Here is a 26103-nt window from a genome sequence, read left to right as displayed (position 1 = left end):
CATGTGGTTTACGGAGGCAGTGCTCAGCGCGCTGCTGTTCGGCTTGGCCGGGTGGTGGATGAAGGTGTCCCAGATGCGGGGCGGCTCATCCGCTTACCTGCTTCTCGGCCTTTACGCGTCCGGCACGATCGGCTTCGGCGTTCATGCCATTGCGGAAGGAACGCTTGCCGCATCGCTCGGCGACTGGCGCATCTGGTGTGCAGGCGTATTAATTGGAGCCGGCTCCGCGCTTGGCAATGCTTTATTCATGAAGGCGCTCGAATGCGGACCCGCCAGTCTCACCTCGCCGCTGACGAACATGAACATCGTGCTCGTCGTACTGCTCGGCACATTCGTCTATCGGGAACCGTTCACGGGCACCGAGTTGGTCGGCGTCCTCCTCCTGCTGCTCGCTGTCCTGTTGATCTCGATCCGCATTCAGGATCACGCGAGCATCCGCAGCGGGAAGTGGTTCGGCTACGTGGGCGTTAGCATGCTGCTGTTCGCCATCCGCAATGGCGGGCTGAAGGTGACGGAGGAGCTAGGGTTATCGGGAGCCCCCGTCCTGTTCGTCGCCTATGCGCTGTCGATCGCCTGGTTTGGCATTCCCGCACTGCGAGAGCGGCGTGCTATCCGCGGTACGGGTCCAATCCGTCCGGGTAGCAGCCAGAGGCTTGCGCGCGCTTTCCGAGCGCCTCGGATCGGGTACCGCCTTGGTCTTGCAGCCGGATTATTCTCGTATGGCGGACTGCAGTTGTACACGTTGTCGCTGCAAACCGGACAAGCCAATATCGCAGGTCCGATCTTCGCTTCCAACAGCTTGATCGTGGCGATCGGATCGATCGTCCTCTACCGGGAACGGCTAACAGGGCGCCAATGGTTCGCCTTCACCTGCTTGTTCGCGGGCTTGATCTGCATCCGGCTGTAACCATGGCGCCCTGAGAGGGGGCTATCTGCGGCCCGGATGGAATATCCGAAGCGTCGTATTCAGCAATCGCCTTACATTCTGTCGAAATCGGCCCGCCGATGAAATGTGCATCGTCGACCCCCAGCCGTCGTAGCGGCTGTCATAGTCGGAGATGACGCTGTATAACTCCCGCACCCGCTCGTTCACCGTATCGAGCTTGACGTCGTCAAACCGGCTGATGACGAGCGGGAACGGATAACCCGTATCCGGTTCTCCCGCGCGATCCTTCTCGATCCGGTAGCCCAGCTGACGGAGCGTTGGCTCGACAGCCGTCCGGTCCTCCGCCTGCGCGAACAACAACCAGTGATACACGTTACGCGGCTGTCCGATATTATCGCCTTTATGAAGCAGCGCGTAGATCATGTGCGCATTATGCACGAACAGCTCCTCCAGCCGGTTCGGCAGCAGGAAACTGTAAAACTCCCAAACGGCATCGTCTTTCACGTATGGCTGCGCCCGGAATGCCCATTCCTGCTGCATCCATTCGTTGAACGCGTCCTTGGAGAAACCGCCTTTTGGTATATAGTAATAAAACTCCAACCTCGTCGATGTATTGATCCTGCCGACATATTTGGCGCCAATCGTTCCGGAAGCCCACTTCTCAAGCTTGGATTCGAACAGTTCGAGCTGGGCGATCAGCGCTTTCTTCGTCTTCGTTGTCTGTCTTACCGTGTATAAATTCAAGGTCACGGACAACAGGTCGCTATATTCGGCAAGCGGCATTTCGGACTTATAGCCGATGTTTACGAGAATACGCATTTGTTCCGATTCTGTCAGCCGCTCATAAAATCCCCATTCGTCCGTCATGATGTCCACCCCATGTCCTCATAGATTTTAGACCGATAGTTAGTATATCTATCATTATAACGTTTACGGCTTCCGATATACTAATGCTTTCGCAAGAAAATCGACGCCCAGTCACAGAGAAAACCTTCCAGGAGACGAATATCGCGGATGCGCGTATAATTTTGTTTACCCTGTTAGATTTGACTGACCACCAGTGTTCTTATTTATATAAAGTATATATAATTTCTAATGTTATTGCAGATATTAAGCTTACCCTCTCCCTTTTAAAATGGCAATGTGCTACAATGAGTGTACCTACAAAGAGGTGATACGAATGGACTATTCCAAAATGTGCCCAAAATACGAAAGCGCTGCCGAGCTGCTCGGGAAGAAATGGACGGGCATGATTATCCGCGTCCTGCTTGGAGGCCCCAAGCGCTTCAAGGAAATTAAAGAGCAGATTCCGGAGATGAGCGACAAAATGCTGACAGATCGGATGAAGGAACTCGAGGCTTGTCAGCTGGTCAAGCGTAACGTGTATCCCGAGATGCCTGTACGCATTGAATATGAATTAACCGAGAAAGGCCGCGGGCTGGAGCCGGTTATTCAATCGATCCAGGATTGGGGAGAGAACTGGTGTTGAAACTGCCGTCATGCGAACGGCAGTTTTTTTATTTCGCCAACCTTCATCGAGTCGAACGCGCGAGGTGCACCGATATCCTCCGTTACCGACGTTCCTCTTCCGTCTTCCGCTAATCCCCATAATCCCTCCTTTCCCTAAACGCGATTTCCTCCCATTTTGTTGCCAGCCGTACCCTAAAAAATCGTCGTCCCTAATAAAAAAAGCGACCCCCGAATGGAGGTCGCTTCTGCAAGCTCGACGTCTCTTAAACGCCGAGCCACTTTTTGAACATATGCTTGGTCGTGTCTTTGTTGATCGCCGCGATCGACGTCGTGAGCGGAATGCCTTTCGGGCAGGAACGCACGCAGTTCTGCGAGTTGCCGCAGCCCTCGATGCCGCCGTCGGTCATGAGCGCATCCAGACGCTCTTCTTGGTTCATCTCGCCCGTCGGATGCGCGTTGAACAGACGCACCTGCGAGATGGCTGCCGGACCGATGAAGCTGTTGCGATCGTTGACGTTCGGGCACGATTCCAAGCAGACGCCGCACGTCATGCACTTGGACAGCTCGTACGCCCATTGACGTTTCGTCTCCGCCATGCGCGGGCCGGGACCAAGATCGTACGTGCCGTCGATCGGGATCCAAGCTTTGACTTTCTTCAGCGCGTTGAACATGCGCTCGCGGTTGATAACCAAGTCGCGCACGACCGGGAACGTCCGCATCGGCTGCAGGCGGACCGGCTGCTGGAGCTGATCGATCAGCGCGCTGCACGCCTGACGCGGCTTACCGTTGATGACCATCGAGCAGGCGCCGCACACTTCCTCCAAGCAGTTCGATTCCCAGCATACTGGAGCCGTCGCCGTGCCGTCGCTCTTCTTCGGATTCCGCTGAATCTCCATGAGTGCGCTGATGACGTTCATGTTCGGACGGTAAGGGATTTCGAACTCTTCGTTATACGATGGCTTATCCGGCGCATCCTGGCGTTCGATAATAAACTTGACTGTTTTCTGAGCGGTAGTCGTTTCAGCCATGATCATAGTCTCCTTTCTTCTTCTTTATCTAGGATTTATCCTTCGAATAGTCGCGTTTGCGCGGCTTGATCAGCGACACGTCCACGTCTTCGTACGAGATCTTCGGTCCTTCCGGTGTCCAAGTTGCCTTGGTCGTCTTCAGGAAGTCATCGTCGTTGCGGTCCGGGAACTCCGGCTTGTAGTGCGCGCCGCGGCTCTCGTTGCGCAGCAGGGCGCTCAGCGTCATCGCATCGGCCAGCTCCAGCATGTTCCACAGCTGGCGCGTGAACGCAACGCCGGAGTTGTTCCAGTTGGACACGTCGTTGATGTTGATGTTACGGTAGCGCTGCTTCAGTTCCTTGATTTTGTCCAGCGTCTCTTCGAGCTTCTTGTTGAAGCGAACGACGGTCATGTTGTTCGTCATCCACTCGCCGAGCTCTTTCTGGATGATGTACGCGTTCTCGGTGCCGTTCATTTGGATGATGCTGTTGTGCTTGTCGACTTGGCGCTTCTTCTCGCGGTCGAATACCGAGGAGGAGATGTCGTCCGCCGATTTCTTCAAGCCTTTGATATATTCAACCGCTTTCGGGCCGGTAATCATGCCGCCGTAGATTGCGGACAGGAGCGAATTCGCGCCCAGACGGTTCGCGCCATGGTACTGGTATTCGCACTCGCCGCAGGCGAACAGGCCCGGAATGTTGGTCATTTGGTTGTAATCAACCCACATGCCGCCCATCGAATAGTGAACCGCAGGGAAAATTTTCATCGGGATCTTCCGCGGATCGTCGCCCGTGAATTTCTCGTAAATTTCGATGATGCCGCCGAGCTTAACGTCCAGCTCCTTCGGATCTTTATGCGACAGGTCGAGATACACCATGTTCTCGCCGTTGATACCGAGCTTCTCGTCGACGCAAACCGAGAAGATCTCGCGCGTCGCGATATCGCGTGGAACCAAATTGCCATACGCAGGGTACTTCTCTTCGAGGAAGTACCAAGGCTTGCCGTCCTTGTACGTCCAGATCCGGCCGCCTTCGCCGCGCGCGGATTCGCTCATGAGGCGGTTCTTGTCGTCGCCCGGGATGGCTGTCGGGTGAATCTGGATGAACTCGCCGTTCGCGTAATGAACGCCTTGCTGATACACCGCGCTCGCCGCCGTACCGGTGTTGATGACGGAGTTCGTTGTTTTGCCGAAAATGATGCCGGGACCGCCGGATGCGAGGATAACCGCGTCAGCCGATACCGTGTGGATTTCCATTGTGCGCAAATCCTGCGCGGATACGCCGCGGCAGACGCCGTCGTCGTCCAGCACCGCGCCGAGGAATTCCCAATGCTCGTATTTCGTGACGAGACCTGCGGTCTCCCAGCGGCGAACTTGCTCGTCCAAAGCGTACAGCAGCTGCTGCCCCGTCGTCGCCCCTGCGAATGCCGTGCGGTGATACTGCGTGCCGCCGAAACGGCGGAAGTCCAGCAAGCCCTCCGGCGTCCGGTTGAACATAACGCCCATCCGGTCCATCAAGTGGATAATGCCTGGAGCCGCTTCGCACATCGCTTTAACCGGCGGTTGGTTCGCAAGGAAGTCGCCGCCGTATACCGTATCGTCGAAGTGCTCCCATGGGGAGTCGCCTTCGCCCTTCGTGTTAACTGCGCCGTTGATGCCGCCTTGGGCACAAACGGAGTGAGAACGTTTTACCGGTACAAGCGAGAACAAATCGACGTGCACGCCTGCTTCTGCCGCTTTTATCGTAGCCATCAGACCGGCAAGGCCGCCGCCGATGACGATTACTTTTCTTTTAGCCATTTCAATTCGCTCCTTGTCCTAAAGCCTAAACGAGATTCGCCCATGCCAGCGCTGTGGAAGCCGCTTCTTTAAACTCATCGCCGCGGAAAGCGAACAGCGACATCAGGAACATGACGCTGCAGATTACGAATACGCCCATCCAGATGTAGGAGGAGATGCGCTGCGCGCGCGGGCCGATCGTGATGCCCCAGCTTACGAGGAACGCCCACATGCCGTTGCTGAAGTGGAACGTCGCCGCGATAACGCCAATAATGTAGAGAACCAAGTAGAACGGCGAGTGCGCGACATCGTGCATCAGGCCGCCGAGCTCTTCATGCGTCACGTTGCCGACCATGACCTGATAGCGGGTTTGGTACAAATGCCAGACCACGAAAATAAACGTCAGAACGCCGGTAATGCGCTGCATCGTGAACGCCCAGTTGCGGCCGTATTGGAACCGCCCCGTATTCAGGTTGGATTGGTATGCGACGTACAGGCCGTACACGCCGTGGAACAGCAGCGGCAGCCAGATGCCGAACAACTCGAGGAAAAACACGAGCGGCAAGCCGTTCAAGAATGCGACGCTGTCCTTGAATCCTTCGGGCCCGCCCTCGTATGCCGAGAAGTTCGTCAGCATGTGTTCAACGATGAACAAGCCGAGCGGGATCACTCCGAGAAGGGAGTGAAGCTTGCGCGAGAAATAAGAGTTTCGATCATTCATAACTTTTGCGTTCTCCTTTCACGACTTTGAGCTTCTTTTTCGCTTTTTCGCTACATTTCGCCAAAAAACACCAACAATTATTGTAACTCCCGACCCTAAACAGCGTCAATTAAGACTTGACACAGTTTATTCACACTTCACATCATACTCTTTTTGCACTTATAATGGTATTGCGTATTTTTCATTAAAAGTTATAACGATATTGCATAAGACGATTGGTTTGGCGTACCGATAGGTGCGCCAGCATTCGGCTAAACGATTGGATTGCTCGCCTCGTTAGAGGCGGCAGCATTCGGCTAAGCCGATTGGTTTGGCGTACCGATAGGTGCGCCAGCATTCGGCTAAGCCGATTGGTTTTGGGCTTGGTTATGAGCACCAGCATTCGGCTAAACGATTGGCTTGCCACCTTCATTACATACCCGCTCCGCGAAAGGACGAGTTGCCTTGCTGGAAGAACTGAACATGTTTGCCGCGGTCGTCGATCAATCGAGCATGAACAAGGCGTCGGCGCTGCTCAATCTCTCGCAGCCCGCGCTGTCGCGCAAGATTGCCAAGCTCGAAGAACAGCTGGGCGTCGAGCTGTTCCGGCGGGTCGGCAAGCGGCTCGAGCTGACGCGCATCGGCCAGCTGACGTATGAATACGCGGTCGAGACACGGCAGCAGCACCTGCGCTTCCTGCAGATGGTCGCCGATTATAAGGACGTCGGGCGAAGCACCCTGACGATCGGCGCCAGCCTGACGACGCTGCAGACGACGCTGCCGGATATGATCTGGGCGCTGACGCTGCGCAATCCCGAGCTCGACATCAAAGCGATTACGGGCAAGACGCACGAGATTGTCACACTCGTTCGCGAACGCCGGGCCGATATCGGCATTGTCGCTTCCCGCATCGATGAAGCGTCCTTGGAATGCGTGCCCCTATTCGACGATCACCTGGAGCTCGTGCTGCCTCGCAACCACTTCATGGTGGAGAAAGGCAAACCCGAAATCCAAGACTTGAACGGCATGCCGATGATTCTCTTCTCCAAAGGCACCTGGTACCGCATCCTGACAGACGAGCTGTTCGATAACTATCATCTGCTGCCGGACGTCCGTATGGAGATCGACTCCTTCGAGGCGATCCTTCGTCTGCTCCATACGTGCCGCGCCTGCACCCTGCTGCCCAAATCCTACCTGCGTCCGCAGCTGCTCGCCGACAATGACCTGGTAGTCGCGTCTATCTCGGAACTAGAGGAGACGAAACGCACCACCTCGCTCATCCACGCCGGCACGGAGAGCATGACGCCGCTGCTGCGCCAATGGATCGACGAGATTTCCAAGCTGTACAAAGGCTCCTGAGGGAATTAGCGGGTAGGAACGCTTTACATCTACCTCTTCTCACGCATAAAACAAAAGGACAGCGGCACCGAGAGCCCCTGTCCTTTATTGTTTGCCAATTTCGGCGTCTAAATCCATCCCGAGCTTCTTGGCCATCCAGCCCGTCGTGCTCGCCTGCAGCAAAATCGTCAGCATGATCGCCATGAACGTGACGGACGCGATAATATCGGCATGCTTCACGCCCATGCCCGCGATCATCCCCGACAAGGCGGCCGGGATGACGCCGGTCTCGCGCACCCATACCATGAAGAGCAGCTCGCGCAGCGACCATTTGGATGCGCGATCCGGCAGCGCGGACGCGAACACCGTCGCCGGCCTGGCGATCAGCATGAGGACGATGACGGCGAGCAGGCTTTGCCACCAATAGTCGGCCAATAATGCAAAGTCCACCTGGCTGCCGAGCAGGATGAAAATAAGCATGCGCAGCAGCACCGTAATATTGTCCGTGAAATGGGACATCTCCGCTTCCTTCTCCTTCAACGACAGACCGAACTGCGCGGCGTTCCCCCAGATGAGTCCCGCCACGAACGTCGCCATGAATCCGCTGACGTGTAGGAGATCACCGATCAAATATGCGGCAAGCGCCGTCCCAACCATCGCGATGGTCGCGAAATCCCGCAAGAGACCGAAGCGCATATGCGCAACAAGGTAGACGATTAGGAACGACACGACAAGGCCGACGAGAATGCCGCCTACAGCCGTCCGAACAAAATCCCAGATGAGCGTGCCCGCGGCAAGCTCGCTGCCTGCCGTAATCGCGCCAAGCAGCGCGAACGTGACGATGGAGCCCGTCGCGTCGTTGAACGCGGACTCGCTCTCGACCGTCTCGCGCACGCGCTCGCGGATGCGCACCTGCCGGAATACAGGGATGATGGAAGCCGGATCGGTCGAGGCGATGATCGCCGCCGCGAGCAGCGCATACATCCAATCGATGTCGAACAAGAACCGTATGGCGGTCCCGACGATCGCTACCGTAATCAGCACCCCCGGCACGCTGAGCAATCCGACCGTCCAGCCGACCTGCTTCAATCCGCGCAGCCGAATGTTGCGTCCTCCGTCGAACAGAATGATCGCCGAACCGACCGACAGAATGAGCTGGTTCGTGAGCGACGCGCTCGACTCGTCGATCCAGTGCAAGCCTTGTCCAAGCAGCATGCCCGCGCCGATGAACAGCGCCACATCCGGCAGCCTAAGCTTCCCCGCGATAATGCCGGCCACCATGCCCGCTCCGATAATAATGAGCAGCAGGATTAGCAAATGGTGAATCATCTCGGTCGTATTATTCTCCACGAAAATTCACCGTCCTTACCTAACAAGTGGCTGCCGCCTTAGCGGATAATGGTATCCTCGAATTGTTCAATGCCCTCGTTCGTGCCAATGATGACCATGACATCCTTCTCGGCGAGCACTTCCGTCGCGACAGGCGCGATAATGACGCCCTGCGGCTTGTTGATCGCCACGATGCTGCAGCCGAAACGCCCGCGCGGATTCAGCTCCTGCAGCGACTTGCCGTTCAAGCATCTAGGGACCGTCAGTTCGGCAATCGTATAGTCTTTGGACAGCTCGATGTAGTCGAGCAAATTCGGCGAGACGAGCTGATGCGCGACGCGAATGCCCATGTCCCGCTCCGGATAGACGACGCGGTCAACGCCGATCTTCTCCAGCACGCGGCCGTGCAGCTCGGTCATCGCCTTCGCCACCACCTTCTTGACGCCCATGTCCTTAAGCAGGATGGTCGTCAGGATGCTTGCCTGGATATCGTCGCCGATCGCCACGACGCCGCAGTCGAAGTTGCGGACGCCGATCGAGCGAAGTACGTCTTCGTCTGTCGCTTCCGCCACCACGGCATGCGTCAGCACTTGGCTCAAATCCTGCACCGCTTCCTCGTCCTTATCGACGCCGAGCACCTCGTAGCCAAGCTCGACCAGCTCCTTCGCCAAACTCGAGCCGAACCGTCCCAGACCAATGATGACAAACTGACTTTTCTTCATTTCATGGTTTCCCCTAACCTATCGTAATTTTCCCTTCCGGGTATCTGTACAACTCTTTCTCTGCACGCGGCCCGACCGCGTAAGCTAACGTAAGCGGTCCGAGACGGCCGGCGAACATCGTCAGGCTGATTAGAATTTTGCCGATCAGCGTCAGCTCCGGCGTGACGCCGAGCGACAGCCCGACGGTGCCGAACGCGGAGGTCGTCTCGAACAATATTTTCAGGAACGCCTGGTCTTCCGTCGTCGACAGCACCATCGTCACCGCGATGACAAGCGCCAGCGACAGCACCGTAATCGTCAGCGCCTTGAGCACGCGCTCGCGGGCCAGCCTCATATTGAAGAGGACGATGTCTTCTTTGCCTCGGATCATCGCGATGACGGCAACGATGAGCGTCGTGAACGTCGTCGTCTTGATCCCGCCGCCCGTGGAGCCGGGCGACGCACCGATGAACATGAGCAGCACGATGAAAAATTGCGTAGCCTGGCGGAGCCCCACCAAGTCGACTGTATTCGGACCCGCCGTACGCGGCGCGACGGATTGGAACAATGCCGCCCAAATCTTGCCATCCCAGCTCAGCGCGCCAAGCGTCTTCTGGTTCGTGAATTCGAAGATAAAGATGACGATCGCGCCGATGGCGAGCAAGGCGCCTGTCATAGACAGCACGACTTTGCTATGAAGGGACAGCCGTTTGCGCTCTCTATACTCGATAACATCCGACATGACGATAAATCCGATACCGCCCAAAATAATGAGCATCATCGCCGTGAAGTTGACGATCGGGTCGTTCACATAACCCGTTAGACTGACGAATGGCGTGCCGAACTGCCCGAACAAGTCGAATCCAGCATTGTTGAACATCGAGATCCCGTGCCAGACGCCGAAGTAAATCGCTTTGCCCACCGGCATGTCGAACGACCAGCGAATCGCGAACAACGTCGCCCCGGCAAGCTCGATCGCCAGCGAATAGAAGATGACCTTGCGGATCAGCCGCACGATGCCTTCCATGCTGCTTTGGTTCATCGCTTCCTGCAGAATGAGCCGTTCCTTGAGCGAAATCCGCTTCCGCAGCACGATCGCGAACAGCGTCGCCATCGTCATAAACCCGAGGCCTCCGACCTGAATGAGCGCCACGATAAGGATTTGCCCGGCGATGGACCAGTGGCTGCCCGTGTCGACCGTTACGAGACCGGTCACGCATGTCGCCGAGGTGGCCGTGAACACCGCGTCGATGAACGGCGTATACGAACCGTCCCGCGAGGCGAAGGGCAGCGTCAGCAAAAACCCGCCCAGCAGAATAATGAGCGCGAACCCGGTAACGAGAATCCGCGGCGGCGACCATTTGGAGACTCGGAAAAACTCGACCATAATCGGCACCTTGCCTTTCGATATCACGCATATATACCCGTTTTTGGGCACAAAAAAAAGCACTGGATCCCCAATGCTTGCGCCGACGAGTCCCGTTTCCACACAGCCTACGAGGTTAGCTGACGGATTCGGGCCTGGAAAGGCGGCCCTATTCGCGCTTTATGGATCCAATCGATCCTTGCGCGAAATTCACCCCGTGCCATCCGCATGCAGACCGCGATTGCGTGCATTGTCAGATAGCGATATGGTTCCCCCGTTTTCATGCGAAATTCGGCTGTAATCTTCAATTGCTACTCATTATAAGTCCGCCTGACAAAAACACCAAGCGCCGTACGCGCAGAAAAAGAACCGAAATGAGGCAAAATACGTATACGCGGACAAGAAATCCATTCCGCTGTGCCATTATCGGCCAATTATCTCCCGCGCAGCCCATTTTTAATGTATTAACTGACAATTCCGCGCTTACTTATGATAGGGTACAAGTAGGTGACAATCGGAAAATATTCTCATGCAGGAAAGGCGGGTTGCTCTCATTGAATCGAATCGAGGTTAAACCGAACTGGAAGCTCTACAGCTGGCTGGCAGCCGCAAGCGTGATCCTGTATGTGCTGGTCCAGGTACTGCCGGCCACCGCGGGCGCTTTCTTCGGCACGGGAGCCGAGCAAGTCATCGCCAAATCGGAAGCCGAGCGGCGCGCGGCCGCGTTCCTTACGGAGCAGTTCGGCGATACGCCGCAATCCGTTCACGCGTTCCATCAGTCCGACAAGCTGCTCTACGGCTATCTCGCGAAAGAAAAGCTATCGGAAGATTATGCGGACCGATATGACCGCGAGTTCCCGACGGACACTTATCAAGTGACTTCCACCCTGCCCGGGGGGAACGGCGAGGAACTCTACGTCTATGTACATATGGAGAATGGCAGCGTGGTCGGCTGGCACAAACCGCATGCAACAGAAGCGGAGCTGCCCGAACCGGAGCAGCGCATCGCGGCCGCAGTCGATTTCGCCGCATCACGGGGCTTCGATCGGGATTCGGTTAAAGCGCAGAAGCAGCTGACTCGGGAAGGCGACGTTCGTCTGGACGTCATCGGCAAGGCGATCGGCGAGGCGAAGCTGTCCCTCTTAATCGGCACGGAGCTGCAAGGCGGACGCGTCATCGTCACCCGTTACGCCCCTGCCTTCGAAGTTCCTGCGGACTATGAAGCTTACGTGGACGAACAGGACTCGCTCGCTTCCTCGTTGTCGCTGTTTGGCAGTACGCTCATGTCGCTCGTCTTGTTCATTCTGGCCGTCATCTATGCCGCGCTCTATCGGAAGCACACCTCGTTCGCCCGGGGCTGGCTGCTTGCCGCGATTTTCCTCGGATTCTATCTGATCAACAACTTCAACATGATCGATGGGCTGGCAGCCAGCTTCGGGGAGATGGAGAACGCTCGCACCGTCGCGCTGGTCGGCATGATCGTCCAAAGCTTCATTACCGTCGTCATGGCCGCCGCGGTCTACTTCTCGCTCGTGGGCGGAGACGGCTTATGGCGCTCCATGGGATGGCAGCTGTGGCCGAGGAGCAGCGAGAAGGGCTATGGCGAACACATCTGGAACAGCATGAAGCTCGGCTATATGCTTGCGTTTATCCTGCTTGCCGTACAGACGGTCATCCTGCTCATTCTGGAAAATGCGACCGACGCCTGGTCGACGACCGACGTCATGCAGTCGCCCTACAACTTCGCCGCGCCTTGGCTATTCCCGCTGCTGGCCTGGTGCGCCGCCATCTCCGAAGAAGCCGTCTTCCGCTTCTTCGCGATCGGCCTGCTGAAGAAGTGGCTCCGCAGCACGTTCGTCGCGGCGCTCATTCCGACGGTCATCTGGGCGCTCGGACACGTCACGTACGCGATCTATCCCTCGACGACAAGACTCATCGAGCTGACGATTCTCGGACTGCTGTTCAGTTATTTCTTCCTTCGCTTCGGTCTGGCCGCGGTCATCTTCGCGCACGCGATCTTCGACTCGATCATGATGGCCATCTCGCTAATGTTCCTGGGTCAGCCGGTCAATATCGTCCTGGGCATCGTCTACATCGTGCTCCCGGTCGGAATTGCCGCCGCCTTGCGCAGGCTGGATAAGCGAAAAGGGAGGAAACCGCCCTTCACGGTTCCTCCCTCAACGCTTCAATAATTTGGGCGGCGAGCTTCTCGCCGATCGACAGAGGCCGGAAATCTTCGATTCCGGCTTCTTTGATTTTCTTAATCGAGCCGAAGTGCTTGAGCAGCGCCTTGCGCCGCTTCTCCCCGATGCCCGGGATCGCGTCCAGCCTGGAGGCGATCATCGACTTGGCGCGCTGCTCGCGGTGGAACGAGATCGCGAAGCGGTGCACCTCGTCTTGGATGCGCTGCAGCAGGTAAAATTCCTGGCTGTCGCGCGCCATCGGCACGATCTGAGGCGGATCGCCCGTCATCAGTTGGGCGGTCTTATGCTTATCGTCCTTGACGATGCCGCACACCGGGACCGCCAAGCCGAGTTCATGCTCCAGAATCTCCAGCGCCGCGGAGATCTGTCCCCGTCCGCCGTCGACGACGATCAAATCGGGCAGCGGCAGCCCTTCCTTCAGCACCCGTTCATAACGTCTGCGGATGACCTCGCGCATCGTCTCGTAATCGTCCGGCCCTTCTACCGTCTTGACCTTGTACTTCCGGTATTCGTTCTTATCCGGTTTCCCGTCGATGAAGACGACCATCGCCGATACCGGATTCGTGCCTTGAATGTTGGAGTTATCGAACGCTTCGATGCGCCGGACATGCGGCAGGCCGAGCGCCTCGGCGAGCCCTTCGGCCGCCTTGCTCGTGCGCTCCTCGTCGCGTTCGATGAGCTTGAATTTCTCGTCCAGCCCGACCTTCGCGTTGTTCATCGCCATCCGGACGACGTCTCGCTTCTTGCCCCGCTGCGGCATGAACACCTTGACCTTCAGCCACTTCTGCAGCGCTCCACGGATTTCGTCCCCCGGGCTGCCAGCCGGCGCCTCGTCGTCTTCTTCCGCATCCGATGCGATCGCTATATTATCAGGGCTCGACTCAGCTTCGCCGGGCTCCGCCGCCACCGCCGCTTCAACCTCGGCCACCTCGCCTGCTTGCGCACCGTCCCCGCTTCCCGTTTCCGACATCTCGGGTGAGGCCGGCAGCAGAATCTCTCTGGGCAGCGCCGGATTCTCGCTGTAATACTGGGTGACGAACGTCATGAAATCATCGTACGCCTCGCCGTAATAGGGGAACATCGAGACACGGCGCTCGATGAGCTTGCCGCCGCGCATGTACATGATCTGCACGCACATCCAGCCCTTGTCGACCGCGAAGCCGAACACGTCGCGGTCCATCGCGTCGTTGAGCGTAATCTTCTGCTTCTCCATAATCGCGTCGATCGCCATAATCTGATCGCGGAATTCCTTGGCCCGCTCGAACTCGAGCGATTCGGCGGCCGCTTCCATTTTGCCCTGCAGCATGCGGCGCACCTCGTCGTGCCCGCCGTTGAGGAATTTGGCGATCTCCTGCGTCATCGTCTCGTACGTCCCCGGCTCGACGTCGAACTCGCACGGCGCGACGCACTGGCCGAGGTGGTAATACAAGCATACTTTGTCCGGCAGCGTGCCGCACTTGCGCAGCGGATAGAGCCGTTCAAGCAGCTTCATCGTCTGCTGAGCGGCGTACGCGTTCGGGTACGGGCCGAAATATTTGCCTTTGTCCTTGATCACCCGCCGCGTTACCTCCAGCTTCGGGTGCTTCTCGCTCGTGATTTTGATATACGGGAACGTCTTGTCGTCCTTGAGCAGCACGTTGTACCGCGGATGGTACTGCTTGATCAGGTTGCACTCCAGAATGAGCGCTTCCATGTTGCTTGAGGTAACGATATATTCGAAATCGCGAATTTCCGAGACGAGGCGCTGCGTCTTGCCGTTATGACTGCCGTTAAAATAAGACCGGACGCGGTTCTTCAGCACCTTCGCCTTGCCGACGTAAATAATGGTGCCGTCCGCGTTCTTCATCAGGTAACAGCCCGGTTGATCGGGCAGCAGCGCCAGCTTGCTGCGGATATGCTCCTCCGCCTGCTTGCGGGTCGGCTGCTTCTGGCTTACGGTTCCATCGTGATGCTCCATCTGGTCTCCCCCTCCCGGAACGGATGACTTCTCTCCTGCACAACCATCGTTAGTTATTGTACCATACCGAACGGTTGTTTGCGCCTTGGGGACGTCTGTCTTACCCGGTAAAGTTTCGTATTTTGGCCGAGAATAATTGGCAGGATCGGCTTTACTTTTAATTTGAATGTTGGGTATACTAGGGAAAGCAATCTTTGCGCGAGGAGGAAGTTAGCAATGGAGAACGTAAGAGATCCGCGCGAGCATTACAATGAAGAACCGCGCAACGACCTGTTCGACCTCATGTTCGGCTTCGGCGGCTTCTTGGGCCTGCTGACGCTTATCTTTGCGGTCATGGTCATCATCAAGTTTGTCATCTCCTAATCGCGCGATTAGGACAAGGCTCCCGGCGCTTAAGACGCTCGGCGGGCCTTTTTTAATGCAGGTCGCTCAGCGCGCCGGAGACGTCCAGTTTTCCCAGACGTTGACAAACCGCCGAGGCTGGCATACAATGCAACTATTAAACGAAGGAGGCTGATGTCATATGAGAACACCATCGATTGTTGTGTATCTGTCGTTGAACGTATCCGGGCATCAGTCTCTACGGAACAACTCGATTGACTAACGTTTATTTGTCATGCCTTTCTTCCAGAAAGAGCAGGACGGCTTAACGCGCGTCAGTCATGAAGCCGCAGGAGACCGGTGAAGCCGGGATCTTGCGGCTTTGTTGTTTGTTCCGGGCATCTGCCGGTCGCATGGCCATCTCATGGTTCTTGCACCCCAGCCGAAGTGGCAGGCAGATCGTTACCGCATGCAGCAGCAGCCGGCGTACCCGTGCATGGTGCGCCCACAAGCCGCAGGAGCTTATTTCCTGCGGCTTTTTTGTTTTGTCCCAAACCTCAAACCACACACCCTTAAAGGAGCCACTCAAATGAATTTGAACTTGAACTTGAATCAACCACACCAGCCTGACGGTACAACGCCAACGCTCGAACTCTACGGCTGGAACGCCTACTGGCAGCAGCAATGCGAGACACATCGGCATGAATCCGGTCTCGTACCTGCTCGCGTCACTGCCCAATATTCCCATCTATACCGCATCGTCGCCGAAGACGGCGAACGTTCGGCCGAGGTAAGCGGCAAATTCCAGTATGAGGCTGCGTCGCGCGGAGACTTCCCGGCCGTTGGCGACTGGGTACTCGTCCAGCCCCTCGCGGGCGAGGCGCGCTCGATCATCCACGCGGTACTGCCCAGACGATCCGCGATGATTCGCAAAGCGGCCGGGCCAAGCGTACACGAGCAAATCATCGGCGCCAATATCGACACGCTGCTTGTCGTCTGCGCGCTCAATGACGATTTCAACCTTCGCAAGATCGAACGTTACCTGATCGCGGCGTGGGACAGCGGCGCATCGCCCGTCGTTCTGCTGACCAAGGCGGATCTATGCGAGGAAGTCGATGCCCGTATCGCCGCCGTGGAAGCCGCGGCTCCCGGCGTCCCCGTCCATGCCGTCAGCGCTCTGCAAGGGCAAGGAATCGAGCAGCTCGCCGGCTATCTGAAGCCAGGCAGCACGATTGCCGTCACGGGCTCGTCGGGCGTCGGCAAGTCGACGCTGCTCAATAGTCTGGCCGGCGACGAGCGCCAGCGGGTGCAGGGCATTCGCGAGAGCGATGCCAGAGGCCGCCATACGACGACGCATCGCGAGCTGTTCCCGATTCCAAGCGGAGCCATCATGATGGATACGCCGGGCATGCGCGAGCTTGCGCTGTGGGAAGCCGAAGACGGGCTGCAGGAAGCCTTCGCCGACATCGAGGCGCTCGCGGCGGAGTGCCGGTTCCGCGATTGCCGCCACGAAGGCGAAGCCGGCTGCGCCGTGCGGGAGGCTGCGGATGAAGGCGTCCTGGACGCCAAGCGGCTGGCCAGCTACCGCAAGACGAGCCGGGAGCTGGCGCATCTGGCGCGCAAAGAAAACAGCGCCAGCAAGCGCCAGCAGAAGACGGCGTCCAAACGCGGCGCCGCGCCAAGAGCGCGAGGGCCGATCGCTTGGGAGGAATAATCTCCCGCGCCCCTCGCAATTCGGGATGTGCGACCGGAAACAACGGTCGTACTCCTTTACAAGCTGCGCCCTTGCACCATGCATAAGAAGTTCCCGCCACGCCAAAAAGCGCCCGGCCGTCGTCCTCAAGGACGAAGCTCGGGCGCTATGCATGCAAGCCGCCGGGACAGTCGCTAGCCATTTACAGCCTTCAGCTTCTCGGCTTGCGATTGCGGCTGCTGGCGGCTGCTCGCGGCGTCGAAGCGCTTGCGTTCCGTACGGTCGATCTGCACGACGCGGCCATCATGCACCGTAATGAGAACCGAACCGTACTCCAGACCGTTCACCTGCGACGAAATACGCTCCAACCATTCTTGATCGAGTACCAAAGGCTTTGCCATTGCATATCCCTCCAATTTGTAATTTCCGGTCAAATGTGCACCGGCAGCGGATCGACTTTAAGCGGATTCTCCACCATGACTGCGTTATGATCGGTAACCACGTAGATGCGATGAATGAGGACGGAAACTTCTTCGCCCGGCTGAATCGGTTCCTGGTCCAGCGAACGATGAGCGGCCAGCCGATTGGCGCCGAGATCGATCTCCAGCTCCAGATGGGCGCCGCGGAAGAAGACGCGGCGGACGACGCCCTTGGCCGAAGCGGACGGCGCGGTGATCTCGTGCGGCCTGCCCGCCTCGACGAACTCCGGCCGGATGATCGCTCTCGCCCCGTCGGCCAGCGCCGCATCCGCGAAGCCCACCAGCTCCCGCGGCTGCGCGATCACCTGCGACTGCCCGATGAAGCCGGCGACGAACGCCGTCTTCGGCGTCGTGTAGACGTCGAGCGGCGAGCCCTGCTGCTCGAGACGGCCTTGCTGCACGATGAGCATTTCGTCCGCGACTTCTACCGCTTCGTCCTGATCATGCGTCACGAAGATGGACGTGATCCCGATCGTCTCGATCAGCTGCTTCAGCCAGGTTCGGAGCTCCTTGCGCACCTTCGCGTCGATCGCGGCGAACGGCTCGTCGAGCAGCAGCAGCTCGGGTCTTGGCGCCAGCGCTCTGGCGAACGCGACCCGCTGCCGCTGTCCGCCGGAGAGCTGATGCGGGTAGCGCTTCTCGAAGCCTCGCAAGCCTGTCAAGTCGAGCAACTCGTTCACCCGTTCCGTGATCTCCGCTTTCTTGGCCTTCCGAATCGTCAGGCCGAACGCGATGTTGTCGAATACGTTCATATGCTTGAAGAGCGCGTAGTTCTGAAAGACGAAGCCGATGCCGCGCTCCTGCGGCGCGACGTCGTTGACGCGTTGCCCGTTAATCCAGATGTCGCCGGAATCCGGCGTCTCCAGGCCGGCTAGAATGCGCAGTAGCGTTGATTTGCCGCCGCCGCTCGGACCGAGCAGGCCGATCAGCTTGCCGCGTTCGATGCCGAAGCTGACGTCCGCCACCGCCTTGTGGCTGCCGTACGTCTTGGAGACGTTCTTCAATTCAAGATGCAATCCCATTACGCTTCGCCTCCCTTGGCTCTTTGCGCGGATTTCCATTCCACGAAACTTTTGACCCCAAGCGTGATGAGTGCCAGGAACACGAGCAGCGACGCGACCGCGAACGATGCGGAGAATTGATACTCGTTATACAAAATTTCGACGTGCAGCGGCAGCGTGTTCGTCTCGCCCCGGATATGGCCGGAGACGACCGAGACGGCGCCGAACTCTCCCATGGCCCGGGCGTTGCAAAGAATAATGCCGTACAGCAGGCCCCACTTGATATTCGGCAGCGTCACGCGGAAGAAGATTTGCCATCCCTTTGCGCCGAGACTTGCCGCCGCTTCCTCCTCCTGCACGCCCTGCGCCTGCATGAGCGGAATCAGCTCGCGGGCCACGAACGGGAACGTGACGAAGGTGGTCGCCAGCACGATGCCGGGCAGCGCGAACAAAATTTGAATATTATGTTCGTCCAGCCAAGGGCCGAACCAGCCTTGCGCGCCGAACATGAGGACGAAGATCAGACCCGAGATGACCGGCGAGATGGAGAACGGCAAATCGATCAACGTAATGAGGAGGTTTTTACCTCTGAAACGGAATTTCGTAATCGCCCAAGCGGCCGCGATGCCGAACAGCGTATTGAGCGGCACCGAGATGAGCGCCGTAATGAGCGTCAGCTTCAGCGCCGATACGGCGTCCGGGTCGGTAATCGACGCCCAGTACAAGTTCACGCCCTGCTGGAACGCTTCGACGAACACCGCGGCCAGCGGCAGCAGCACGACGAGGCCGAGGAAGAGCAGCGCGATGCCGGTCAGCAGCCAGCGGACGACCGGCTTCTCCGTCACGTGCTTCGGCCGAACGGAGGCTTGGTCGGACAAATGAGCGGTAACAGCTCCTGCCATAAGCTTTCAGCCTCCTTTAGTCGGCGATGGCGCGACGGTTGCTGCGCCACTGCAAGTAGTTGATAAGCAAGAGCATCAGGAACGAGGCGAGCAGCATGACGAGGGCGATCGCCGTAGCTCCGCTGTAATCGTATTGCTCCAATTTGGTCATGATGAGAAGCGGCGTGATCTCCGTCTTCAGCGGCATGTTGCCGGAGATGAAGACGACCGAGCCATATTCTCCGAGCCCGCGGGCGAACGCCAGCGCGAATCCGGTCAGAAGAGCTGGTACCAGCTCTGGCAGGATCACCCGCCGAAAGGTGCGCCACCGATACGCGCCCAGCATGACCGCCGCTTCCTCCGTCTCGCGTTCGAAATCCTGCAGTACCGGCTGGACCGTGCGGACGACGAACGGCAATCCGATGAAGATAAGCGCAATCGTGATGCCAAGCGGCGTGAACGCGATCTTGATGCCGAGCGGATCCAGCAGCGAGCCGACCCAGCCGTTCGGCGCGTAGATCGCGGTCAACGCGATGCCCGCCACCGCCGTCGGCAGGGCAAAGGGCAGATCGACGAGACTATCGATCAACTTCTTGCCCGGGAACCGGTAGCGCACAAGCACCCAAGCCACCAGCAAGCCGAACACGAGATTGATCAGCGCCGCGAAGAACGCGGTTAGAAAACTGACGCGGTAGGAGGCCAGCACGCGGCCGCTCGTGACCGTGTTCCAGAATTGCTCCCAGCTAAGGCCCGTCGTCTTCACGACGAGGCCCGCCAGCGGGATGAGCACGAGCACGCAAAGATAAAACACCGTAAAACCCATCGACAATCCAAAACCAGGCAGAACGCTGCGAGCTTTGGAACCTTTCATGTGAAGTCAGCCCCCGTCAATCCCGCATCCCTTAGGAACCAGGCGTATAAATTTGATCGAAAATGCCGCCATCGGCGAAATGCTTCGTCTGCGCTTCGCTCCAACCGCCGAAGTCATTGTCGATCGTCAACAATTCGAGTTCCGGGAAGCGGTCTTTGTACTGCTCCGCTACCGAAGTCAGCTGCGGACGGTAGTAGTTCTCCGCGATGACCTTCTGCGCTTCTTCGGTATAAAGGAAATCGAGGTAGCCTTCCGCCACTTCGCGCGTCCCCTTGTCATCCACCACTTTGTCGACCACCGCGACCGGCGGCTCCGCCAGAATGCTGATCGACGGGTACACGATTTCGAATTTGTCTTTGCCCAGCTCGTTCACAGATAGGTAAGCCTCGTTCTCCCAAGCGAGCAGCACGTCGCCGATGCCGCGCTCGACGAATGTCGTCGTGGAGCCGCGCGCCCCGGAATCGAGAACCGGCACATGCTTGAACAGTTCGCCGACGAACGCCTGCGCCTTTTGCTCGTCGCCGCCGTTCTGTTTCAACGCATAGCCCCATGCCGCAAGGTAATTCCAGCGTGCGCCGCCGCTCGTCTTCGGATTCGGCGTAATGACCGATACGTCGCCTTTCACAAGGTCGCCCCAGTCCTTGATGCCTTTCGGGTTGCCCTTGCGAACGAGGAAGACGATCGTCGACGTATATGGCGAGCTGTTATTCTCGAATTTCTGCTGCCAGTCCTTGTTCACGAGCCCTTTCTCGGCGATCGCGTCGATGTCGTAACCCAGCGCCAGCGTCACGACATCGGCCTTGATGCCGTCGATGACCGCGCGGCTCTGCTTGCCGGAGCCGCCGTGCGACTGCTTGATCGTTACATCTTGATTGTGTTCGGTCTTCCAGTAATCGATGAACAATTTATTGTAAGCGTCATAGAGCTCTCTTGTCGGATCGTAAGATACGTTCAGCAGCTCGACGGCCGGCTTCGGCGCGGATTCCTTGCCCGCCGCTTCATTCGTCGCCGTATTCCCCGCATTGCCTGCCGCGTTCGCGCCACTGCCGTTGTTCGTTCCGTTGCTGCCTCCGCCGCCGCAGCCGGCCAGCGCAAGACCAAATACCGTTAATACGAGCAATGAGCGAAACGAGAATTTCTTTGTCATGTTCGACATGTACAAACACCCCTCATCGGTACAGGCAGACGATCAAACGTCGAACCCCGGTTTCCCCGGCGCAAACGAGATTAATCCTACCTGTTTACTTTGTTATGAGTGCAATATTAGCAGTGGACGAAGTTACCTGTCAACGATTAATTTCACAATTCTTATCGTATTAATAAGATTTGATTATCGCTAAAATCGCCATTATATGTAGACTTTGTTCGACCTATCTCCGCGTTCGGTACGAGCAGGTGGTGGGGTGTAACGTCTGCGGTCTTTGGTCTTTGGTCTTTGGTCTTTGGTCTTTGGTCGTTGGGCTTTGGGCTTGGTCTTTGGTCTGCGGTCTGCGGTCTGCGGTCTGCGGTCTGCGGTCTGCGGTCTGCGGTCTGCGGTCTGCGGTCTGCGGTCTGCGGTCTGTCGTATATCGTCTGTGGTTCCTCCATTCCGCTGCATTGCCGCTGTGTCTGAAAATCCTCTTACGGGTACTTCGCCCAACAGAAGCCTTTCGCTTCCGTATGTGAGCCGAAGTACACTTCGCTTAAATTCATAGTTGACAGGTTGGAATTGTGCGGATATGATGAATTCCATTGAGCCTACTGGACCGCCAGAGGCCCTGAAATCGAACCGACTTCGGAATGTACATACCGCGTTTATGCGGTCTCTACAGCGCCGTAGTCCACACGATCCAGGGCCTCTTTACGTTTTGGTCCAAGCCCAACTATTTATCACTCTGGGGAGAGATGAGAAATGAACAAAAAATGGCTGATCGCAATCACCATTCTGGTCTTGGCGTTCACGGCAAGCTCCGGCGCTTATGCCGCGACGAAGGCGAAGCCGAAGGACATCACGCTGTTGAACGTGTCCTACGACCCGACGCGCGAGCTGTACGAGAGCTTCAACAAATCGTTCGCCGACTATTGGAAGAAGAAGACGGGGCAGAAGGTCACAATCAAGCAATCCCACGGCGGATCCGGCAAACAAGCCCGCTCGGTCATCGACGGCCTCGAAGCCGACGTGGTGACGCTCGCGCTCGCCTACGATATCTCGGCCATTGAAGAGAAAGGCCTCATCAATTCAGGCTGGGAGAAGCGCTTCGCTTCCAACAGCTCGCCGTACACGTCGACGATCGTCTTCCTCGTCCGCAAAGGCAACCCGAAGAAGATTAAAGACTGGAACGACCTCGTGAAGAAAGACATCTCCGTCATTACGCCGAATCCGAAAACGAGCGGCGGCGCGCGCTGGAATCACCTTGCCGCGTACGGCTACGCGTTGAAGACTTATGGCCATGATGAAAAGAAGGCAACCGAATTCCTGAAGCAGCTGTATAAAAACGTGCCCGTCCTCGATTCCGGCGCACGCGGTTCAACGACGACATTCGTCGAGCGCGGCATCGGCGATGTCCTGCTTGCTTGGGAGAACGAAGCGTACTTGGCGCTTAAGGAACACGGCAAAGATTTCGAAATCGTCACCCCGTCTTACAGCATCCTGGCCGAGCCTCCGGTTGCGGTCGTGAACAAAAACGCAGAGAAGCACGGCACGCGCGACGTCGCGAAAGCCTACCTAGACTACCTCTACACCGAGGAAGGCCAAAAGATCGTCGCCGAGAACTTCTACCGTCCGACCAATCCAAAAATCGCCAAGCAATACGCGAAACAGTTCCCAACACTGACGCTGACGAACATCCGCGCGTTCGGCGGCTGGGATGCGGCGCAGAAGAAGCATTTCGCGGACGGCGGACTGTTCGACAAAATTTACGAGGGCTAAGCCGACTAATTAATGTTCATTAACGCTCGAATGGCCAAGATCAAAAAGCGACTCTCCCGTCGTTGCTGATCTTGGCTATCTTTCGTTTGGCCATCAGCACTCGTACGCGATTATCGACGTTGCTCCTAGTATCGGTTGACCCCAATAACAGACTCTCATGTCGCTATTGACTCTGGCCGGCACTCAGTTAACCCAAATAACGACTCTCAGTCGCTATTGACCCTGGCCGGCACTCAGTTAACCCTAATAACGCCTCTCATGCCGCTATTGACCCTGGCCGGCACGCAGTTAACCCAAATAACGACTCTCATGTCGCTATTGACCCTGGCCGGCACGTGCATCGTTATCGACCGACTCTGCTTGAGCAAGCATCAGAGTCTTACATGGCGAAGTTGCACCTCTCATGTAGGCGGGACAAAACGATACTTTCTAACAGTTTGAAAAAAACAACCTCCAAACCCGCGGCTTCGCGAGAGTGGAGGTTGTTTTTGCTTGCGGCAGCTAGCTCAGCAAACTTGCGCCGCAAAATCCTTTATATATAGGAAGTGATAATTTCGCCGCACCACGGAAAGCCAGCCTAACTCCGGCCGCCGCGCTTGTTGTGGCCCGTCACGACGACCGTGTCCACGAACGGACGAACGCGGTCCATCAGTCGACGTCCCTTATGAAGCTCTTCGCCTTCCTTGTTCGTGAAGCTGAAGTGCTGCTCCAGCATGTCCAGGTCGTAGTTCGACGTATAGAACGTCGGCTTCCGGTTCATCCGGTAGTTGAGAATCGCCCCCAGCACGTGATCGCGCACCCAAGGGTTCAAATTCTCCGCGCCCATGTCGTCGAAGACAAGCAAATCGGTATCCTTCATCAGGTCGACCGTCTCCTTCAGCTTGCCTGGCTCGTGCATGAGCGCCTTCAAATCCTCGACGAAATCCGGCATGTAGACGATCGCGCCCGTATAGCCTTCTTTCGCAAGCTCATGCAGCATGTAGCACATGAGGAACGTCTTGCCCGTGCCGAACGAACCGCTCAGGAATAAGCCCTGCTTCTGCAGCCCCTCTTCCTTGGTCCGTCCGATGTATTCCATCACCTGGCCGGCCGCCTTCAGCCGTTCGGTGTCGTTGAACAATATTTCCTCGGCCGAGTAGCCTTGCTCGAGCGCGCGTTCATCGACGTAGAAGCTGCGGATGCGTCCGCGAATTTGATTCTCGCGCTGTCTGGCCAGCAGCTTCTTGCACGGCACCCGCCGGTCGTCGAGCTGCACTTGGCCGGCGATCGTCTCGCAGGAGAGCATCGTATAGTGGCCTTCGAAATCGTTCGGGCAGTTGTCCAGTCCCGGACAATTCGAGCAAACGCGATATTCCTTCACATGCTGGTACACGCGGTTTAAATTCAGCCGGATGGTGTCTACGTCCAGTTCGGGGTGCTTGGCGCGCAGCTTCTCTACCAGCGGATCGGCGAGCAGCTTCTGCAGCATTGAATCGGCTTGCTGAAGTGCGTCCCTGCCGCTTGGCATCCGCTTCAGCACGTCGCCGAGCGATTCCATCATCGCCATCGTTGATCCTCCCCTTCCGTCCTTGTCTTAAGATGTTATGCGCCTATACCCGGCTCCGCCGCTTAAGCCTTGCCGTCGAGCCGCTGCGCGAGCCTGCGCAGCTCTTCCAGCTCTGCCGCCGACACTTGCGGTCCCTTCGGCATCTCCTGCACGATATCCGGCTTCTTCCGTCCGCCTCGCGCAGCGCCGGCCTGGCTCCGTCCCGCGCCCGCAGGGCGCTTCGCCGCCGAACCTGCCGAAGAATAGCCCCCAGCCAGCCGCGATTCGCGCTCCTTCTCGAGACGGGCTTGTTCCCTCACATAGCGGATCGCCTTCTCGTACGAATCGATCCCCTTCATAAGCATGTTGGACGCGACCGCGTCGATATAGGTTTTCGTTACCCGCTGAGCATCGTTCATGCCTAATACATAATGAATAAGGACATTAATCACGGAACCGTTCAGCTTATAATTAAGATCGATGACTTCGAACACGCGCACGATCCACTCCGGCACCGTACCGGGGAAGAATCGGGCGATGAACCGAGTATGCGGCTCGTTGCGCATGAGCATGTTGTATTGATGAATGTCGCAGCGGCCCGCAAGCTGCAGCGGCACCTCCATATAAAATTCCTCCAGCACGCCGACTTCCTCGAGCTGGTCATCCGCCGAATCCGCAGGCGGTTCCGCGGCGGCCGTCCGTCCCATGATCCGTTCGCGGTCGTCCTGCCGCTTGCGCCCTTGGCGGAACGTCAAGTTGGCGCGCAGCTCCAGCTCGTCGTACATCAGCTCTCCCCGAGCGCTGAACATGCCATCCTCATCCAGAAGCCTGCACAGGTCGACGACGGAGAGACCGTACTTGTAGGCCACGTAATTGATCTGCGCCAGCTGCTCTTCATCCCCGCGCAGGCGCTCGACATATCCGCGGTTCGCCGAGTTGCGCGGGAAGCGCGTAATGATCTCGGCATACTGAATGCCCGCCGTCGCGAGCTTCGGCTTCGGCGCGGCCGCCCGGGCCGGCGCGACCTCGGCAAGCGCCTGATCCAGCTCGGGATCGATCGCTTGCGCGTTCAGCCGGAACAGCTCATAGAATGGCACGGTCAAATTCTCGCGATGAAGGTCGGCCGCGCCCGCGAGCTCGTCGGATTCCTTCGCGTAGAACATTTCGCGAAGCGAGATGACGGCATACTTGCCGACCTTGTCTCGCAGCAGCAGCGTCAAGTGCGGGCTTCCGAAAAACTCGTCCGGCGACAGCGGCGCCGCCAATTCGTATTCGTACACGTAATCGTCGCTGTCCGCAATGCTAAGCCGGGAGGACTGCAGCAGCCCGACCGCTTCCAGACGCGAGCACTGATCCGCCAGCTCCTGGCGTCCCCGCTCGTTCATGTCGAGGCCAAGTCCAAGGAACAGCTTACGCTGCGGATCAAGCGGCGAATAGCCGATCCGGTCGTCGGCGATCTGGTGATACAAGAGCTCGTATAAACCCGCTGCGAAGGCGCCTATCATCGGCTGATAGACATGGGCCAGCATCCGGCGGTTCAACGTGCTCATAGCAAAATCGCGATAAGCGTAGAAACGGTGATGTTCCGTAAATTGATGCAAATTGCGGATTCGCATGTAATTCGATCGACTCCAATCCGCTCATATTGTTCTCCTATTCTATCATACTTTGCCGAAAGTCGAAAAAAAG

22 protein-coding genes and 1 riboswitch are annotated in these 26103 nt (G+C 57.5%); of the genes, 7 read left to right on the top strand and 15 right to left on the bottom strand.

Going from position 1 to position 26103, the window contains the following annotated elements; all coding sequences use genetic code 11:
• Window position 1: 1 nt before the first annotated feature.
• A complete protein-coding gene (locus ACFFSY_RS15805; RefSeq protein ID WP_377495643.1) occupies window positions 2-907 on the top strand; it encodes an EamA family transporter in 906 nt (301 codons plus the stop codon).
• A 21-nt stretch (window positions 908-928) separates the two neighbouring features.
• On the opposite strand, the gene ACFFSY_RS15800 is transcribed toward ACFFSY_RS15805, so the two are convergent.
• Window positions 929-1753 carry a DUF695 domain-containing protein gene (locus ACFFSY_RS15800; RefSeq protein WP_377495901.1) on the bottom strand — a complete coding sequence of 275 codons (825 nt, stop codon included), beginning with the start codon at window positions 1751-1753 and terminating at the stop codon, window positions 929-931.
• Window positions 1754-2066: 313 nt separating this feature from the next.
• Between ACFFSY_RS15800 and ACFFSY_RS15795 the strand changes: the two genes are divergently transcribed.
• Window positions 2067-2375 (top strand): winged helix-turn-helix transcriptional regulator, encoded by a 309-nt coding sequence (locus ACFFSY_RS15795; protein WP_148931940.1) that lies wholly within the window; start codon window positions 2067-2069, stop codon window positions 2373-2375.
• A gap of 244 nt (window positions 2376-2619) precedes the next feature.
• On the opposite strand, the gene sdhB is transcribed toward ACFFSY_RS15795, so the two are convergent.
• The 3 genes from sdhB to ACFFSY_RS15780 are packed head-to-tail and all read right to left on the bottom strand — an operon-like array spanning window position 2620 to window position 5861.
• Entirely contained in the window at window positions 2620-3384 is a 765-nt protein-coding gene (sdhB, locus tag ACFFSY_RS15790; RefSeq protein ID WP_377495641.1) for a succinate dehydrogenase iron-sulfur subunit, read from the bottom strand.
• Between the two features lie 28 nt (window positions 3385-3412).
• Window positions 3413-5161, bottom strand: coding sequence for a succinate dehydrogenase flavoprotein subunit (sdhA, locus tag ACFFSY_RS15785; RefSeq protein ID WP_377495639.1), 1749 nt, complete (start codon window positions 5159-5161; stop codon window positions 3413-3415).
• Between the two features lie 25 nt (window positions 5162-5186).
• Window positions 5187-5861, bottom strand: a complete 675-nt coding sequence (locus ACFFSY_RS15780) for a succinate dehydrogenase cytochrome b558 subunit (RefSeq protein WP_377495637.1) — start codon at window positions 5859-5861, stop codon at window positions 5187-5189.
• Between the two features lie 444 nt (window positions 5862-6305).
• Here ACFFSY_RS15780 and ACFFSY_RS15775 point away from each other — a divergent pair, with 444 nt between their 5' ends.
• On the top strand, window positions 6306-7199 hold the full coding sequence (locus tag ACFFSY_RS15775) for a LysR family transcriptional regulator (protein WP_377495635.1): 894 nt from the start codon (window positions 6306-6308) through the stop codon (window positions 7197-7199).
• Window positions 7200-7283: 84 nt separating this feature from the next.
• On the opposite strand, the gene ACFFSY_RS15770 is transcribed toward ACFFSY_RS15775, so the two are convergent.
• From ACFFSY_RS15770 to ACFFSY_RS15760, 3 genes are read right to left on the bottom strand one after another with little or no spacing between them, the layout of a single operon-like run.
• Entirely contained in the window at window positions 7284-8528 is a 1245-nt protein-coding gene (locus ACFFSY_RS15770; protein WP_377495633.1) for a cation:proton antiporter, read from the bottom strand.
• Between the two features lie 38 nt (window positions 8529-8566).
• A complete protein-coding gene (locus tag ACFFSY_RS15765) occupies window positions 8567-9229 on the bottom strand; it encodes a potassium channel family protein (protein ID WP_377495631.1) in 663 nt (220 codons plus the stop codon).
• Between the two features lie 13 nt (window positions 9230-9242).
• Window positions 9243-10595, bottom strand: a complete 1353-nt coding sequence (locus ACFFSY_RS15760; protein WP_377495899.1) for a TrkH family potassium uptake protein — start codon at window positions 10593-10595, stop codon at window positions 9243-9245.
• Window positions 10596-10684: 89 nt separating this feature from the next.
• Window positions 10685-10881, bottom strand: a riboswitch (cyclic di-AMP (ydaO/yuaA leader).
• A gap of 247 nt (window positions 10882-11128) precedes the next feature.
• Here ACFFSY_RS15760 and ACFFSY_RS15755 point away from each other — a divergent pair.
• Complete coding sequence (locus ACFFSY_RS15755) at window positions 11129-12766, top strand: CPBP family intramembrane glutamic endopeptidase (protein WP_377495629.1); 1638 nt, start codon at window positions 11129-11131, stop codon at window positions 12764-12766.
• Here ACFFSY_RS15755 and uvrC read toward each other — a convergent pair.
• On the bottom strand, window positions 12738-14735 hold the full coding sequence (gene uvrC / locus ACFFSY_RS15750) for an excinuclease ABC subunit UvrC (protein WP_377495627.1): 1998 nt from the start codon (window positions 14733-14735) through the stop codon (window positions 12738-12740). The two genes, ACFFSY_RS15755 and uvrC, sit on opposite strands and share 29 nt — an antisense overlap.
• Before the next feature lie 216 nt (window positions 14736-14951).
• Between uvrC and ACFFSY_RS15745 the strand changes: the two genes are divergently transcribed.
• Together ACFFSY_RS15745 and rsgA are read left to right on the top strand one after the other, a co-directional pair.
• Window positions 14952-15098 (top strand): YqzM family protein, encoded by a 147-nt coding sequence (locus tag ACFFSY_RS15745; protein ID WP_377495625.1) that lies wholly within the window; start codon window positions 14952-14954, stop codon window positions 15096-15098.
• 547 nt (window positions 15099-15645) lie between these two features.
• Window positions 15646-16770 carry a ribosome small subunit-dependent GTPase A gene (gene rsgA, locus ACFFSY_RS15740; RefSeq protein WP_377495623.1) on the top strand — a complete coding sequence of 375 codons (1125 nt, stop codon included), beginning with the start codon at window positions 15646-15648 and terminating at the stop codon, window positions 16768-16770.
• 173 nt (window positions 16771-16943) lie between these two features.
• Here the strand turns inward: rsgA and ACFFSY_RS15735 are convergent, their stop codons facing one another.
• Genes ACFFSY_RS15735 through ACFFSY_RS15715 form a run of 5 tightly spaced genes read right to left on the bottom strand, consistent with a single transcriptional unit; the run spans window position 16944 to window position 21128 of the window.
• Window positions 16944-17150: a YezD family protein gene (locus tag ACFFSY_RS15735; protein WP_148931952.1), complete on the bottom strand. Its 207-nt coding sequence runs from the start codon at window positions 17148-17150 to the stop codon at window positions 16944-16946.
• 29 nt (window positions 17151-17179) lie between these two features.
• On the bottom strand, window positions 17180-18244 hold the full coding sequence (locus ACFFSY_RS15730; RefSeq protein ID WP_377495897.1) for an ABC transporter ATP-binding protein: 1065 nt from the start codon (window positions 18242-18244) through the stop codon (window positions 17180-17182).
• Between the two features lie 5 nt (window positions 18245-18249).
• A complete protein-coding gene (gene cysW, locus ACFFSY_RS15725; RefSeq protein ID WP_377495621.1) occupies window positions 18250-19131 on the bottom strand; it encodes a sulfate ABC transporter permease subunit CysW in 882 nt (293 codons plus the stop codon).
• A gap of 16 nt (window positions 19132-19147) precedes the next feature.
• Window positions 19148-19981, bottom strand: a complete 834-nt coding sequence (cysT, locus tag ACFFSY_RS15720) for a sulfate ABC transporter permease subunit CysT (protein ID WP_377495619.1) — start codon at window positions 19979-19981, stop codon at window positions 19148-19150.
• 31 nt (window positions 19982-20012) lie between these two features.
• Window positions 20013-21128: a sulfate ABC transporter substrate-binding protein gene (locus ACFFSY_RS15715; protein WP_377495895.1), complete on the bottom strand. Its 1116-nt coding sequence runs from the start codon at window positions 21126-21128 to the stop codon at window positions 20013-20015.
• Between the two features lie 744 nt (window positions 21129-21872).
• Between ACFFSY_RS15715 and ACFFSY_RS15710 the strand changes: the two genes are divergently transcribed.
• On the top strand, window positions 21873-22889 hold the full coding sequence (locus tag ACFFSY_RS15710; protein WP_377495617.1) for a sulfate ABC transporter substrate-binding protein: 1017 nt from the start codon (window positions 21873-21875) through the stop codon (window positions 22887-22889).
• 577 nt (window positions 22890-23466) lie between these two features.
• On the opposite strand, the gene dnaI is transcribed toward ACFFSY_RS15710, so the two are convergent.
• On the bottom strand, window positions 23467-24426 hold the full coding sequence (dnaI, locus tag ACFFSY_RS15705) for a primosomal protein DnaI (RefSeq protein ID WP_377495893.1): 960 nt from the start codon (window positions 24424-24426) through the stop codon (window positions 23467-23469).
• A gap of 71 nt (window positions 24427-24497) precedes the next feature.
• Window positions 24498-26030, bottom strand: coding sequence for a DnaD domain protein (locus ACFFSY_RS15700; protein WP_377495615.1), 1533 nt, complete (start codon window positions 26028-26030; stop codon window positions 24498-24500).
• Between the last annotated feature and the right edge of the window lie 73 nt (window positions 26031-26103).

It is taken from the genome of Paenibacillus aurantiacus, from assembly GCF_042431225.1.
Classification (GTDB): Bacteria; Bacillota; Bacilli; order Paenibacillales; family Paenibacillaceae; genus Paenibacillus_Z; species Paenibacillus_Z aurantiacus.
Note: the sequence above shows the minus strand (reverse complement) of the source record. Positions and strands in the feature narration are given on the sequence as shown.

Bases quoted from the DNA above. Each gene is read 5' to 3' on its own strand.
- ACFFSY_RS15800 (WP_377495901.1), bottom strand. From the start codon at position 1,753: ATGACGGACGAATGGGGATTTTATGAGCGGCTGACAGAATCGGAACAA.
- ACFFSY_RS15780 (WP_377495637.1), bottom strand. From the start codon at position 5,861: ATGAATGATCGAAACTCTTATTTCTCGCGCAAGCTTCACTCCCTTCTC.
- ACFFSY_RS15765 (WP_377495631.1), bottom strand. From the start codon at position 9,229: ATGAAGAAAAGTCAGTTTGTCATCATTGGTCTGGGACGGTTCGGCTCG.
- dnaI (WP_377495893.1), bottom strand. From the start codon at position 24,426: ATGGAATCGCTCGGCGACGTGCTGAAGCGGATGCCAAGCGGCAGGGAC.
- ACFFSY_RS15805 (WP_377495643.1), top strand. From the start codon at position 2: ATGTGGTTTACGGAGGCAGTGCTCAGCGCGCTGCTGTTCGGCTTGGCC.
- ACFFSY_RS15735 (WP_148931952.1), bottom strand. From the start codon at position 17,150: ATGGCAAAGCCTTTGGTACTCGATCAAGAATGGTTGGAGCGTATTTCG.
- uvrC (WP_377495627.1), bottom strand. From the start codon at position 14,735: ATGGAGCATCACGATGGAACCGTAAGCCAGAAGCAGCCGACCCGCAAG.
- ACFFSY_RS15745 (WP_377495625.1), top strand. From the start codon at position 14,952: ATGGAGAACGTAAGAGATCCGCGCGAGCATTACAATGAAGAACCGCGC.
- rsgA (WP_377495623.1), top strand. From the start codon at position 15,646: ATGAATTTGAACTTGAACTTGAATCAACCACACCAGCCTGACGGTACA.
- ACFFSY_RS15715 (WP_377495895.1), bottom strand. From the start codon at position 21,128: ATGACAAAGAAATTCTCGTTTCGCTCATTGCTCGTATTAACGGTATTT.
- ACFFSY_RS15760 (WP_377495899.1), bottom strand. From the start codon at position 10,595: ATGGTCGAGTTTTTCCGAGTCTCCAAATGGTCGCCGCCGCGGATTCTC.
- ACFFSY_RS15700 (WP_377495615.1), bottom strand. From the start codon at position 26,030: ATGCGAATCCGCAATTTGCATCAATTTACGGAACATCACCGTTTCTAC.
- sdhB (WP_377495641.1), bottom strand. From the start codon at position 3,384: ATGGCTGAAACGACTACCGCTCAGAAAACAGTCAAGTTTATTATCGAA.
- ACFFSY_RS15795 (WP_148931940.1), top strand. From the start codon at position 2,067: ATGGACTATTCCAAAATGTGCCCAAAATACGAAAGCGCTGCCGAGCTG.
- cysT (WP_377495619.1), bottom strand. From the start codon at position 19,981: ATGAAAGGTTCCAAAGCTCGCAGCGTTCTGCCTGGTTTTGGATTGTCG.
- ACFFSY_RS15710 (WP_377495617.1), top strand. From the start codon at position 21,873: ATGAACAAAAAATGGCTGATCGCAATCACCATTCTGGTCTTGGCGTTC.
- sdhA (WP_377495639.1), bottom strand. From the start codon at position 5,161: ATGGCTAAAAGAAAAGTAATCGTCATCGGCGGCGGCCTTGCCGGTCTG.
- cysW (WP_377495621.1), bottom strand. From the start codon at position 19,131: ATGGCAGGAGCTGTTACCGCTCATTTGTCCGACCAAGCCTCCGTTCGG.